Origin of the sequence: Draconibacterium orientale, assembly GCF_900111425.1 — a bacterium.
GTDB classification, from domain to species: Bacteria; Bacteroidota; Bacteroidia; order Bacteroidales; family Prolixibacteraceae; genus Draconibacterium; species Draconibacterium orientale.
This window is the reverse complement of the sequence record NZ_FOHT01000038.1, coordinates 22,823-37,143: the sequence shown is the minus strand read 5'-3', so window position 1 is coordinate 37,143 and position 14,321 is coordinate 22,823. Positions and strand designations below refer to the sequence as shown.

Annotated in this window: 14 protein-coding genes; all 14 read right to left on the bottom strand. The window is 37.6% G+C overall.

All coding sequences use genetic code 11. The features are described 5' to 3' along the window. The 14 genes from BMW53_RS17670 to BMW53_RS17610 all read right to left on the bottom strand — a co-directional run bounded on the left by BMW53_RS17670 (position 1) and on the right by BMW53_RS17610 (position 14,022). Positions 1–1,035: an ATP-grasp domain-containing protein gene (locus BMW53_RS17670; protein WP_217642983.1), complete on the bottom strand. Its 1,035-nt coding sequence runs from the start codon at positions 1,033–1,035 to the stop codon at positions 1–3. A 166-nt stretch (positions 1,036–1,201) separates the two neighbouring features. Next, entirely contained in the window at positions 1,202–2,188 is a 987-nt protein-coding gene (locus BMW53_RS17665; protein WP_051568100.1) for a glycosyltransferase family 8 protein, read from the bottom strand. Between the two features lie 28 nt (positions 2,189–2,216). Next, a complete protein-coding gene (locus BMW53_RS21550) occupies positions 2,217–3,278 on the bottom strand; it encodes an EpsG family protein (RefSeq protein ID WP_175463518.1) in 1,062 nt (353 codons plus the stop codon). Positions 3,279–3,355: 77 nt separating this feature from the next. Then, positions 3,356–4,768, bottom strand: coding sequence for an MATE family efflux transporter (locus BMW53_RS17655; protein ID WP_038563061.1), 1,413 nt, complete (start codon positions 4,766–4,768; stop codon positions 3,356–3,358). 167 nt (positions 4,769–4,935) lie between these two features. Continuing rightward, positions 4,936–5,991 carry an SDR family oxidoreductase gene (locus BMW53_RS17650; RefSeq protein ID WP_074781071.1) on the bottom strand — a complete coding sequence of 352 codons (1,056 nt, stop codon included), beginning with the start codon at positions 5,989–5,991 and terminating at the stop codon, positions 4,936–4,938. Positions 5,992–6,158: 167 nt separating this feature from the next. Further along, the gene (locus BMW53_RS17645; RefSeq protein WP_074781069.1) at positions 6,159–7,448 is read right to left on the bottom strand and encodes a nucleotide sugar dehydrogenase; all 1,290 of its coding nucleotides are present in this window, start codon (positions 7,446–7,448) and stop codon (positions 6,159–6,161) included. 71 nt (positions 7,449–7,519) lie between these two features. Next, positions 7,520–8,365 (bottom strand): Gfo/Idh/MocA family protein, encoded by an 846-nt coding sequence (locus tag BMW53_RS17640; protein WP_051568099.1) that lies wholly within the window; start codon positions 8,363–8,365, stop codon positions 7,520–7,522. A gap of 159 nt (positions 8,366–8,524) precedes the next feature. After that, a complete protein-coding gene (locus BMW53_RS21030; RefSeq protein WP_168136455.1) occupies positions 8,525–8,680 on the bottom strand; it encodes a hypothetical protein in 156 nt (51 codons plus the stop codon). Positions 8,681–8,963: 283 nt separating this feature from the next. Then, positions 8,964–9,584, bottom strand: coding sequence for a nucleotidyl transferase AbiEii/AbiGii toxin family protein (locus BMW53_RS17635; RefSeq protein WP_038563055.1), 621 nt, complete (start codon positions 9,582–9,584; stop codon positions 8,964–8,966). Beyond that, positions 9,539–9,847 (bottom strand): DUF6922 domain-containing protein, encoded by a 309-nt coding sequence (locus BMW53_RS21545; protein WP_038563053.1) that lies wholly within the window; start codon positions 9,845–9,847, stop codon positions 9,539–9,541. The genes BMW53_RS17635 and BMW53_RS21545 overlap by 46 nt, the downstream gene beginning before the upstream one ends. Positions 9,848–9,971: 124 nt before the next feature. Next, positions 9,972–11,093 (bottom strand): Wzz/FepE/Etk N-terminal domain-containing protein, encoded by a 1,122-nt coding sequence (locus tag BMW53_RS17625; protein WP_038563050.1) that lies wholly within the window; start codon positions 11,091–11,093, stop codon positions 9,972–9,974. Positions 11,094–11,536: 443 nt separating this feature from the next. Then, positions 11,537–12,970: a UDP-glucose 6-dehydrogenase gene (locus tag BMW53_RS17620; RefSeq protein WP_038563048.1), complete on the bottom strand. Its 1,434-nt coding sequence runs from the start codon at positions 12,968–12,970 to the stop codon at positions 11,537–11,539. A 339-nt stretch (positions 12,971–13,309) separates the two neighbouring features. Continuing rightward, the gene (locus BMW53_RS17615) at positions 13,310–13,618 is read right to left on the bottom strand and encodes a nucleotidyltransferase domain-containing protein (RefSeq protein WP_038563045.1); all 309 of its coding nucleotides are present in this window, start codon (positions 13,616–13,618) and stop codon (positions 13,310–13,312) included. Next, positions 13,603–14,022, bottom strand: coding sequence for a nucleotidyltransferase substrate binding protein (locus BMW53_RS17610; protein ID WP_038563044.1), 420 nt, complete (start codon positions 14,020–14,022; stop codon positions 13,603–13,605). The genes BMW53_RS17615 and BMW53_RS17610 overlap by 16 nt, the downstream gene beginning before the upstream one ends. Positions 14,023–14,321: the final 299 nt, after the last annotated feature.

Sequence of the window (14,321 nt, the reverse complement as noted above, 5' to 3'; positions counted from 1 at the left end):
TTATTTTTTGAGTAGATTTTTAATAATTTCATGAGGGGCATTAACTGGTTCGTTGTGCCATTGTAAATCCCTATCCCAATAACCGTTAGCACCTATTAGTGCCTGATGTGCAAAACCAAAGCTCATTTCTATAATTTTACCCTTTTTTGTGCTTTTATCAACTACATAGTCAAAACCAATGCATTGTAGCTTTAGTTTGTCTGATGTTTCAAATGCCGATTCTAATACATTTTTGGGAACCAATGATTTATCGTATGAGAGGTTGCCTCCCCCTGAAGCTCTGAAATCTCCTTTGCGAGTGTGTCTGGCCAAAAAGCTTATTTTATCACCAATAACATAAATTTTTAAATCGTAGCCTGCATTTGGTATAAATTCCTGAAAGCTACAATAATCTTTTTCTTTCGGCATTCGTTTGGCTCTGGAATAGGTCTGAATAAAATCGGGGATTCTTTTAATTCTCTTTTTTATTGTAGACCAATCAGGTGCGGATTTATAATTTGACGAAGCTTTAAAAAGAATACTGGGAGAGGATGACAATCCTCCATTAAACATTTTAGTCGCATACATCAACGCTTCAGATTTGGTGCGAAGAAGTTTAACGTTATTCGAACCTGCTCCGCATTTTAGTTTTGCTATAACAGGAAAATCTGCTTCCGAATTTATCCATTTTTTACATGATTCTTTTGTTGCAAAAAACCAGTGATTGGGAATAGGTGCTTTGATTGACTGTAATAAAAACATTTGGGCAACTTTGTCATCAAAATGCCATGAGGTATTATAATCCGGAAATACTTTAAGGCCCATTTGTTTTGCACTCTGAAGAATACTTCTTGCAAATAACATATCCTGCAATACATAATTCTGTATATGCCAAAGTAAAAGATCAAAATCCCTTAGTTTCTCTATAATGTTTATTGAAAAACAATCGATTATTTCATAATCAATATTTTTTTCATCGCAGTAATTTATCCATTCTGTTTCCCAAGATGTTGAATGATTAAATATTTCTTTGTTTTGATGAATGGCTATTCTCATATGTTGGTTTTTTATATAAACAAATAACCTTTTTGATTATCCGTTCTATGTCATAATTAATGTTTAACACGTCATGCTGAACTTGTTTCAGCATCTCTCACATTTACTAATTAGCTATTTGCAGGAAAGACCCTACAACAAGTTCAGGGAGAGGTTCTGGTTGTGACTAATTACGGACATTAAATTTATTTTTTAATAGTATAGAAATATATCTTAAAGATAAAAAGAACCTTTCGGGTAGCATATTTTGCAAGTATTTGATAAAACGTAGTCTTAAAGTAAGTTTCTTATTCGTAAGTGGTATGTTTCTCCAAGGAGAAAGTGATTTATAAAATAAGTATCTATTTTTCAACGGATGAGTACAGTTTTTGTCCCAGGGGCGATTATAAAAAGCTGATAAGTAATGTATGATGACGGGGCTTTTTATAGCCTCATCAATTATCTCATCGGAGTAATAATTTGATAAATATTTATTTTTAGTATAATTTGTATTTGGAATTGATATTAATCCACTCATTAAATTAAACTTTGGATGCAACGAAAGTATGGAGCCTTTGCATACGAAATTTATGGTGCCTTCCGATAACAATGGAGGATTACCATTAAACATATTGATGAAATCTAAAAATTTAAGGTCATAACGATTTTTTCTAAGTTTTTCTAAATTTAATAATACAATACCATCATTAATGAAATTATCTTCTGGTAATAGATTTAATCTTTCTTTCGATTTTACAGTGTATGTTTCAACACCTGCAACACAATAATTTGAGAGGTCAATAGACCAGAGTTCATGAATAGAGCCATTTATGATAGTGTCGCTGTCAATGTACAACATCTTATCAATGTTGCTAATTCTGGAGAAAAAAAGCTTTGAATAGATGGTTTCTATGTGTCTCCCTGTATCGCTAGGATGTAAATCATTACAAATGCTGCTGAAAGGAATTACTTCAAGCTTACGTTTATATTTGTCACAAATAGTTTGTAGTTGATTTATTGATTCTTGCCTGACACCTTTTTCAATAAAATAAATAATAATGGAGTTTATTCCTTTGTTATTTTCAAATAATGAAATTAAAGATATTCCTGTATGGTGAATATAGGCCTCATCACATGAATATGCTATATAAATTGTATTATTAGTTTGTTGCATGTTAAATTGAATAATTATTAGGAAAGGTTTATAATTCGTTAAATAACCTTTCCCTTGTTGGGTCAGTATCCTTATCGAAGATAGAATTATATGGATACCAGAGGCTATACCATCGACTGGAATCTACCTTTTCAGAAGTGTCAGAAAAATATTTATACGAATGCATAAACGCAAAAAAGAAAAGTATTAAGAACGAAATAATTTTTCTGAACTCTTTAATTTTTTTATTTCTAAAAATACTATGTACCACTTCCGTTAAAAAGACAAAAAAGATAGGTGTAAAGTAGTTTCGAAATCTAAAAAAAATATAAAAAAGAGAACAAAAGGCACCTATTAATATAAAAAAACGCAAGAAAGGATACAAACTGTTTTTAATATTTAAAAAATTGGTACTCGCATTCATAACAATAAAAGGGTATAACACATATAGAACAATAATACCAACTAAACCCCAAATGGTATAATTGTAATCTCCATAATTTTCCAGAGACATAAAAAATCCATTATTTCCAGATAATGAATTAATAAAAGAGAGAAAAAACGTATTTAAAAAAGCTCCAATGACAATTATAATTAGAATGCTAAAAAAGTTTATTGGAATCCTTTTTAAGAGTGGAAGTATAAATAATAATATAGCCGAATAATGAAATCCAAACGCAACAAACACAAGGACGTAGTATCGCAACCATTTTTTTTTCACAAAAAATTCCAATGATAAAAGAAAAACGCAAATAGCAAGAGACTCCCTCAATATTTCAAAATTGAAATAGCCATAAAAACCAATGAAATATAACAAAACTGCGGTAAATACATACTTAGTATATTTTCTGAAGAAATAAAAAATTATAGAATTTACAATTAAAGCATGAAGTAATTGAAAAACAAAAAAGTCAGGAGATATTGTTCTGGATATTGCATTTAATAAGAGCCACAAGGGTTGTAGTTTTGAAACTCCTAATTCTATTGATGATAGCTCAGGTAAAGTTGGGAGGTATTCATACATCTTAATATAGAAGTAAGAATCACCTCCAATTCTATATCTAAATCCAGATAAACTAACCAATACCATAAATACTATCAGTAGGTTCATCTTTTTCCCAATTCTCAAGTTGCCGAAATCATAAACAAATGAAAGAGTGAGAGAGTATATGAGTATTAAAAGATAAATCATAAACTACGTTTTAAAAGCGAAAGAGATTGTTCTCGGAAGAATACGAAGTTGATTCCTATAATGAATATGAATGACAATAGAGAGCTATAAATAAAATGTAAGTCGAACCAATAAATTGTAAAAAAAGAGCCTATTACTACCACAATATAACAGAGTTCATAGAACCGTTGAGTTGCAGAAATGATCTTAAAAGAGAGGGGGAATACAGTCCAAATATATATAGTAATAACAGAAGCAATTGCAATTGACGTAAGTGTTTTGAAATATAAAAATGAGCTAATGTTAAGTAGAAAACCAATTGCTAGGTATATGATAGTGTCGGTTAAAAAATCACTCTCTTTTTTTTCTATTTTGTATAAATTGGCATAGATTGATTTTATAATAAAAATTCCAGGTATGGAAGTAATAACAATAGCCGTAATGAGCAAGGCACTTGTGTATTTAGGCAAATAATTTAGGATAATGTATTTTAAGATAAAATATGAAGGAAGAGCAATAGTACTGGTTATATATAGAATTCTTCTTAATTTGGTTAGTACTTTCAAGTTATTATTGCGGTATAAGTAAGGGTAAAATGTTTTGTTTACAGCAGATACAAAAATTACAATAAATCCAATTAGAGATAAGCTAAGAGAATAAATTGCGAATTTCTCATCATCTGTAAATATTTTTGTAATCCAACGTCCCGTATTAAAAAACAGATTAAAAAGAACAGTTCCAAGCATAATGAAAAAACCTGAAATAAATATGTTTTTGTGGTTTTTTAAAACAGATATGAATACTTTAATTTTTTCTGTTAAAAATTGAGGTATGTTATTAGAAGACTGTCTAGGTTTTACCTTCTTTTCACGAAAGAATCTTATTTCCAAAATTATCATAGAGATGTAATAACTTGCAATATTTGAGAACACAAATGCTTCGAAGTTCATCACTTTGAATAAGAGTAAGGCTAAGGTGATAAATGTATTACACAAAGGGACAATAATTGTAACTAAAGAATATATTCTGAATTCACCAATGGCTTGATAGAAAAACAGGAAGAATGATTGAATATTGATTGGAATTATTGCGAGACAAATAAAAAATAAATAATTATTGTTAATGAGTACGCTTAGCACAGATAATATTCCAACAATAATTATTTGGAAAAGAATAAAAAAGGTATGATAGTCCTCAAATTCTTTAATATTTAAGTTTCTTTTATCAATTCCTCCGTATTTAACATTAATACCATCGACAAATCCAAAATGAAGGAAACCAATAAAACTTGCATATAATATATAGGTTTTATAATCAGCATATCCTTTAATTGTTAATATGGTTGGTAGTATAAAACTATTAACAAGGCTTGAGATGAGTACAATAAAATTTGAAAAGCCTACTTTTATTAAATCTTTTTTTAAACTCACTTTTTATAAAAGCTTAGATTCTACAATTAATTTAAGTGTGAATAAGGTTATTGCAGGTGTTGGATATACCACCCACAAGCCTCTCCCAACCCTTTTTTTACAGAATATTCCGGTTGGTAGCCCAAAACAGGTTTTCCTTTTGGAATAGAGGCGAACAAAGGCAAGTATTAAGCTTTTATGTTTTCAAAATACCATTCACAAGCCCTTGCAAAGCCTTCTTCGGCCGAATATTTTGGCTGATAGTTGAGTATTGTTTGGGCTTTAAAAATACTTGCTTGCGAATGAGGGATGTCGCCTGGGCGTTTATCGCGATAAATAACGTCTACTTTTGCAATATTAGGGTCGTGCTTTGCCAGGTTGTTGCGCAAGGTGTTAAAAAGCTGGTTGAGGTTGGTGTTGCCGCCAAAAGCCACATTAAACACTTCGGAGAAATGGGTGGCGTCAATATCGAGTCTCTCTCTCTTGGCTACATCTTCGTTGTAATAGGTTTCGCGGTTTTTGTAAATGGTTTCGGTGCTTTGTAGCATGGCTTGCTCGTTGGCATGTATTACGTTTTCAATATAGGTGAAATCGCGCGAATAAGAGCCATCGCCATTAATGTATGGAGATTCGTGCTTAATAAGAGATTTTACCCATAACGGGATTACGGCCGCATATGCTCCATCGGGTGTTTGTCGTTTACCAAAAACATTGAAATAACGCAGTCCAATGCACTGCATACCGTAGGTCTTGGCAAATACGTCGGCATAGAGTTCATCAACATATTTCGTAATTGCATAGGGTGAGAGAGGGCGACCAATTTCGTTTTCAATTTTAGGCAGTTTTTTAGAATCGCCGTAGGTAGAAGAACTGGCAGCATATACAAAACGCTTTACATTCGCTTCTTTTGCAGCGTGTAGCATTTTTACAAAGCCCCCGATATTTACATCGGTGCTGGTCATTGGGTCGGCTATGGAGCGCGGAACACTTCCGAGCGCTGCCTGATGCAATACGTATTGGCAGCCTTCTACAGCTTTTTGGCAACCTTCGTAATTGCGGATGTCGCCTTCAATCAGGGTAAATGCCGGATGTTGGAGTGCATTTGCCAAATTTTCCCGTTTGCCGGTGGCAAAGTTATCCAGGCAAATCACAATATTGTTTTGGGCTAACAAGCGGTCAACGAGGTTGGAGCCGATAAAACCGGCTCCACCTGTTACCAATACTTTCTTATTTTCAATTTTCATTTTTGTGTTATCGTTGTGAGTTCCCTTTATCTCCGTCAGTTGACGGATTCTAAGGAAGTAGTGCTCCTTATTCTGTTTTGGGATGCAAGGTTTGTTCTACTAAATGTTATTTTGTGCAAGGTTTCGCGTGGGAAGAATGACCGAAGCGGTCTTGCCACCCGTTTACCTTACAATCTCCCGTCAACCTGTTCTTTATCCCAAATACCTTTGATGTCGTAAATAACTGCATTGTGGCCATTGCGCAATTTCGAGAGGTCGAGGTCTTTAAATTCATTGTGGGCTACGGCCAGCACTACACCGTCGTACTTGTTTTCTGTGTAGTCATCAACTAAGTCTAAGCCGTATTCCTGTTTTACCTCTTCGTTATTAGCCCATGGATCGTATACATCCACCTTACAGCCATAGGTCTTTAGTTCGTTAATTACATCGATGGCTTTGGTATTTCGGATATCCGGACAGTTTTCCTTGAAGGTGATACCCAGAACCAATATTTTGCTGTCTTTTACCGCATGGCCTTTGTGGATCATTAGTTTCACAATTTGGGAAGCGACCCATGCGCCCATACCATCGTTCATTCGGCGGCCTGCCAATATAATTTCAGGATTGTAACCTGTTTCCTGTGCTTTTTGCGCCAGATAGTAGGGATCTACACCGATACAGTGGCCGCCAACTAGTCCAGGAGAAAAGGGGAGGAAGTTCCATTTCGTTCCGGCAGCTTCCAATACTTCTTTGGTGTCAATTCCCAATTTGCTAAAAATTTTGGCGAGTTCGTTTACAAATGCGATGTTGATATCGCGTTGTGAATTTTCGATGACTTTGGCCGCTTCAGCTACTTTTATGGAGGGAGCGAGATGGGTGCCGGCTTCGATAACCGTGCGGTATAAAGCATCTACTTTTGTTCCGGTTTCTGGGGTTGAGCCTGATGTTACTTTTTTTATTTTGGTAACGGTGTGCAATTTGTCGCCGGGATTGATCCGTTCAGGCGAATAGCCTACAAAAAAGTCGGTATTCATTTTCATGCCTGAATAGAGTTCCAAAACCGGCACACAGTCTTCCTCGGTTGCTCCCGGGTAAACTGTCGATTCATAAATAACAATATCGTCTTTTTTGAGCACCTTGCCGATGGTTTCGGAGGCTTTGATCAGTGGTGTCAATACCGGGCGGTTGTTTTTATCGGTTGGTGTAGGTACTGTTACGATGTAGTAGTTGCAGTCGGACAGTGCGGCGGGTTTAGTTGTCAGGTAAAGACCGTTGTTCCCTTCGACTTCGCTCAGGCTGACAACGGATTGAAGGTTGTCATCATCCACTTCGAGGGTGGAATCGGTTCCTGAATTTAATTCATCGACACGTGATTGGTTAATGTCGAAACCCACCACGGGAAATTTCTTAGCGAATTCTACGGCTAAAGGCAGGCCTACATAACCAAGGCCGATTACTGCGATTTTGGTTGTATTCATTTGAAAATGTTTTTATGCTTACAAATGATTATTATTTGTGTAAGTCGTTGTGTTTGTTTAATGTGTTTGTTCTAACGTTTCTCCAGGAATTTAATTGTTGGTTCTATGTCGGAGATACCAATTCCTTTGTTGTTTGTTATATGTTGATAAGCACGAATAAAAAGTTCTTTATCGCTTTTATACAGATCAATAATTTGTTCGTCCACTTCAATAAACAGCTCATTTCTATTTTCTTCCTGTTTAAATGAGTTGGCAAGTTCAAAATCTACAGTGGCGTTCTCTAGCTTCATATTGCCTAAACAATGTTGATTTGTATTTTTTTCAAGTTTGGTCTCTATTGGTTTCCCATAGATATTAATAAATCCATCAAAAAAATGGTATCCAAGCGCCGTTATCAATCCTCCTGTTTTTTTTGAATCACCTTTCCAGCTATGGGCTAGCCACTTTCCGCGGTAAGAGAAATTTTTAAGGGTGATTAAATAGTGTTTTTTGTTGTCAAAATTCTTTTTCAGTTCTATAAATGCTGGATCATGACGGTATTGAAGGAGGTTATAAATTTTATGGGCGGATTGAGATTCTATATCTTTTAACTTTTCTAATTCATTCCATGTTAAAACCAATGGACTTTCGCAGATTACATCACAATTATTTTTTAAGCCAAAACTGATATGATCAAAATGAAGGTGTGTAGGAGAACAAACTACAAAGTAATCAACAAGATTTGTCTTCATAAAAGGTTTAGCATCCTCTATTGATCTAAAATATTCTGCATTGGGAAAATAGTCATCCAAAATATCCAGATTATCAACGGGATCGATTACAGCGATGAGTTTACCCCCAATTTTTTGGATGGCATTAAAATGTTTTGGTGCGATATAACCTGCGGCTCCTATTAATACAAAAGTTTTTGGTTCCATGGTTTTAACTTATTAACAGATAAGTGAACTTTACAAAGCAAAACTATAATTATTAACTATTCAGAATGGAAAATTAATGAACTATTATTTTGATCTTCATCTTTTATGAACTTTGTTTCGACACGGGATTAAATTGTTAATTATATCCTTGGTGTTCATTTATGCTGTTGGTTCGTTCCATTTTGCTTTTATGCTGTTTAGAAACTCTTTCCCAAAAATCCATCCAACTCCAACCACAGCACCTAAAAAGATAAAGATAACAAATGTTGTAAATCCGCTGGCATTATCTTCTACGGGAACAGTAACCGGTTTCAACAGGAAAAAACGGGTGTATCTTCTTTCACCTGTATTTGGGCCTGTTCGAGCTGTTGTGCCAGTTGCGAATACACTTCAAAGGCTAGCTGGTATTCGTTTTGCAGCTGTTCTTTTATACCGATTTAACAACAAAATGTCGCATACTTTAGCTCAGTAAAATAAAAACATAATGCCTTCGCTTATTTTCAATTCACTTCGTTCAGTCTCCTCCTTTGTTGTATTATCGGCATTAACCATTGTAAACTTTCTTATTGCCATGCGTCAAAAGAAAGTACAATTGGTATTATTGGGCTGATTGGAAGGTTTTTAGCTTATCTGTTATTGTTGCTTTTATTTCGTTCCAGGTAACCTCGACCAGCATTTTAGGCATCAGCTCTTCTTCTGCGTCGTCGAAGTAGGCCAAACTTCGTAATACCATAAATACTGAACCTTCGTTATATTTTTTTAGATAAAGATTAAGCATTTCTTTCAGGCTAAATCGTTGAAGCAAAAAATACAAATCGATAAAGTCTTTCTTGCTTCCCCTACCGGTAATAGCCGCCAGTTTCATTGCTGCGATATCTTCAATTGCTGCCAGTGTCAAACCATCCTTAGTAACCGGAGCCTGCAACCAGGGGTAGGGGTAGTTCACCACATCTACCTTAATATTTTCAATGTTATAAATATGAATATTTTCGGTTTGTTGAATAATTCTATATTGAGCCAGCGACTTTAAGGTGTTATTCAATGTAATATTGTCGCATTTTAAATCTCCAAACAAATCGATATCAACAGAGATCCGATGCCCGATTTGTAAGGCCAGTGATGTGCCACCAACCAGCCTTAGATTTGAAAATAAATCTTCGGATTGCAGCTTTTTTAAAAGCCCCAATGTTTGGGCGTGGATGGTTTCGTAGAATAACATAAAAAGCTTGCTTTGGGAACCTCTCCAATTATAGCTAAAAATGAAGCCGTTCGTTTATCGAGTTCTCTTATTTTTTGAGCATTTTTTACGATAAGGTTTATGCCGTAGCATTTTACAAGAAGTTTCCAATCGGTATAATTACCATATTGAATAACCTTTGAAATGATAAATTTGGCATGTACATTTATATCCAGTTCAAAGGTGTCGATATCCCAAAACAGGTGTTTTGAAAATTGTGATAATATACCTGAATCGTGTTGCATAACAAACAAAATTACGAATTTATCTTTATACTGATGATCGTAAGACGTTTATTGTTTGGTTTTGATGCCGGATACTGAGCACTGGGACTGTGAGACATTGTGAGTTGGGACTGTAGCCTTGGTACTATTCTACAGTATCCCATTTGTCTTTTAGACCTGCCATAAACTCCTTTCCAAAGATCCATCCAACAGCAATAACTGCTCCAAGGAATGTGAAAATGATCAGGATTGTCAATCCACTGGCGTTATCTTCAAGAGGAACGGTAACCGGTTTAAGCACGGAAAATACAGGTGTATCTTCTTTTACCTGTATTTGTGCCTGTTCGAGTTGTTGCGCCAGTTGCGAATATACCTCAAAAGCCAGCTGGTATTCGTTTTGCAGCTGTTCTTCGGTGGTGCGTGCCAGGGCAGAGGTCACATTTTTATTACGGTCGCGGAACTGGGCCAACGTGGCCTGTGCGTTTTCGAATTCGTTCTTTTTTTCGTTGTAGCGTTCCTGTATAAAATCGAGTTGTGTTTTTGCTTTTTCGATTTTAAAGTCGGTAATGGTATTCTGCAACAGTGTTTGTGCTTTAGTGGTGAGCTGTGCGGCCAGTTTCGGGTCGAGTGAGGTGGCCGAGAGGGTCAGGTAGCCATCTTTGTCGTTTACTTCGAGATTTACCTTGTCGCTAAGCATTTTACGTATTTTCTCTTGCTCTTTAGAGAGGGTTATATAGTCACTGGTCATTGAGTCACTGGTCATTGGGTCACTGGTCACTTGTTCGCCTCTTATGGCTTTGATGATTACGCCGGGAAGACCAATGGTGTACTTTTTTAATCCTTCGAGGAAGCCGGTTTCTTTTACTTCAGTGTAGTAGGTGTAAATGCTGACGGGCTGTTCATTCTCAGGAAAACAGAAAGGAGTGTTCATCAGTTCGAGCTGAAAGGGTACACTTTTTACAATTTGTGGATAAACCATGGGGGAGAGTTCGCCGGAGCTTCCTGTCATATCGTTCAGGTTAAAGCCTGCCATGGCTGCCAGCGATGAGAGTCCGCCCATTTTAGTGGATCCCTTGGAAACCTGTGGCACCAGCGTGGTAGAGGCGGTATATTCCTTTGGTGTTAGCAGGGCTACGGCAACACCCAGTAACATAAAGATGGCTACTGTTATGATTATAAATTTACGGTTGTCCCAAAGGGTTTTGGCGAGGGCGATGAGGTCTATCTCGTCTTCTGCTGGCTGGTTGCTTTTTATTTCTTCGGTCATTTGTGTCTTGTTTATATTTTTGTCCACGAATTACACTTATTTCACAAATTTTATTGGATTACTTCGTCGTCCCGGTTTGTCGGGACTGCTGCCAATGACAGAAATCAGTTTACTTTACCCCTCTCCCTATCGGGAGCTCCCCTCGCGAGGGGAGCAAGTGCTGATCAAATTTAGCTTTGTTTCAAAATTTGCGGCCTTACTTTTAAACTGTTCCCCTCTTGAGGGGAAATGGCTACAGTCAAAGGGGTAAAGCCTAAAACAGTCAGTACCTCATTATTCCCAGTAAAAATGAGTAGGCTCTCGTAATTTGAGGGCAAGTTTACCGTCCGAAGCAATCTTGTTGGAACGCTGATAACGCTGGTTGTATTGATTTGCGCTGATTATTGTTAGTCGTTTTATTGTTACAGATCCCTCACTGTGTTCGGGATGACACATTGGCTGGGTTATCCTTTGCCGATACCTTTGTACGAAAATCCGATTTCCGCTAATTCTTTTGCATTTAGGATATTCCGTCCATCAAAAATAAAGGCAGGTTTATGCATGTTATTGTATATTTCTTTCCAGTCGTAGGTTTTAAACTCATCCCACTCGGTTAACACGGCAATGGCGTGAGCTTCGTCCATCGCCGGGTAGGGAGAGGTGTGGACAGTGACTCTTTGTAACAGATTCCTCATCGCTTCGCTTCCTTCGGAATGACAGTCGCCCTTTTGGGTCAGCAGGTACTCCAAATCTTTGAAAATTTGCTCTTTGGTGACTTTGGGATCATATACATGTATCTCGGCGTGATCATCAAGGAGCTCTTTGGCTACGTATATGGCAGCACTTTCGCGGGTATCGTTGGTGTCTTTTTTAAAGGCCCAGCCCAGGAAGGTGATCTTTTTCCCGGAAACGGTATTAAAGAGGGAATCAACAATGTTTTTGGCGAAACGGTGTTTCTGGTAATCGTTGAGTTTTACCACCTGCTCCCAGTAATCCGCTACCTCGGGGAGGTTAAAATGCCTGCAGAGGTACACCAGGTTGAGTATATCTTTCTGGAAACAGCTGCCTCCAAAGCCTACTGAGGCTTTTAGAAATTTTGGACCGATACGGCTGTCCATCCCAATGGCATGTGCCACTTCGTCCACATCGGCACCCGTACGTTCGCACAACGCAGAAATGGCATTGATGGAACTTACGCGTTGTGCCAGTACAGCATTTGCAGTGAGCTTGGATAACTCGGATGACCATACACGTGTCGTGATCAGTCGTTCCCTGGGAATCCAATTGGCGTAAACATTCACAAGGGCTTCAATAGCACGTTGTCCGTTCTCATCTTCTTCTCCTCCAATGAGCATCCGGTCGGCATGCTGGAGATCATCAATAGCTGTACCTTCTGCCAGAAACTCCGGATTGGAGAGTATGGCAAAGTTGTGTTCTGTGTCTTCGGCCTGTAAAATTCTTTTGATAGATTCTGCGGTACGTACAGGTAAAGTTGATTTTTCGACTACGATCTTATCTTCCTGTGCCACTTTTGCAATTTGCCGCGCACAGAGCTCCACGTATTTCAGGTCGGCCGCCATTCCTTTACCGGTACCATAGGTTTTGGTCGGGGTGTTTACCGAGATGAATATCATTTGTCCGTCGCGGATGCCCTGATCGACATCGGTGCTAAAAAAGAGGTTACGCCCACGTGCTTCGGCTACCACTTCTTTTAAACCTGGTTCGTAAATGGGAAGCTTTTCGAGGTCTGTATCGTTCCAGGCGGCTATCCGCTCCGGATTGATGTCAACCACGTTTACTCTAATGTGCGGGCAGTTTTTAGCAATTACAGCCATGGTTGGGCCGCCTACATAGCCTGCGCCGATACATGTTATGGTTTTTACTTGGTTGGGTATCATGTATTTAGTTCGTTTGTTTTTTGTATGTTTTTAGTAGTGTGAGTGAGGCTGCCGCGCCTGCGGCTCGCAGACTCGTGCAGTAAAGTATTTTTAGTGTAAAAGTGATGAGGCTGCTTCGTCGCTCGTGCCTCCCGAAGTTTGATTCGGGATTAGTTCCTCTTTCGACTTTTGGTTCACTTCGTTTCCCAATAGGCGAGAGTCACTGAATCGCAGAGTCGTATTTCAAAAAAATATTTTGGAATAGGATTTCCCGTACTCTTAACATTTTATGGTGCAGGATTCCGCGAGCCGAGGAAGGAGGCGCGGCAGTCTCATGCCCTTGTAATCTTCCCGAACGTTTTATTGTTCTTCTTTGTATATCGTAATACCGACACGATTGATATGATCGATGAGTTTTTTATTATTTATGGTTTTATAGTCAGAAATATCGAATAACCAGGGAAGGTTGAGTTGGTCGATGTCGGTATTTACTTGTTGAAGGATGGAAAAATCGAGCTGATCGCCAACTATAGTCAGGTCAATGTCCGATCCTTCGTTATAATTTCCCTTTGCCCTTGATCCGTAAAGAATAACTTCATTGATCTGAATGTATTTATCGAAAACTGCTGTCAATTGCCTGAGGATATTTTCGCTTAGTCCGTATGGCATAGCTCTTCCATCTTTTTTTCAAATTGGCGTAATAATTCAAAATAGTCGTTTACAATCCGGTTAAAAATTTGTTCAGCTATTTCTTCCTGATAGGTGTGCGAGCTAAGGTTCCGGTCTGTAATCATATTCATCCAGCCTTCTCCATTGGTAATTAAGCCACGGTTAAAAGCCAGGCGTGTAGCATCTTTTGATCCGTACAGGTTTGTTTCCCCCTGATCCTTCAGGAAATCCTGCATTACCTTCCAGCTCAATTCGTGTGTGAATTCAAATCCCTGAATAACGCCTTGTTTTTCCAGATCAGAGAGTTCTTTTTCGAAGTGTTGTTCTATACCTTGAGAAAGCGTATCCAGCGCTTTTTTGTAATTGGCAAATCGTTGTTTCCACCTTATATCTTGTTCCTGCATTTGATTATTGCTTTTGTGCTTCAAATATAGTGATTTACGCCTGATTGTATTTTCGAATGCTGATAAGGTTTTTTGTTGGAACGCGGATAACGCAGATTGTGAATAATTGTTTTCAGCCTGTTGGCTGAGGTACGGATTACAAATCCGCACCAGCGATGGGGCTGATTGTTTTATCCACGAATTCCACCAATTATAAGAGATTCCCTTGTCGTTTTTGTTTCACGCAGATTACGCTGATTGTATTTTTAGTGGTTTTATTGTTACAGATCCCCTGCCTACTGCAGGCAGGCTCACTTTGT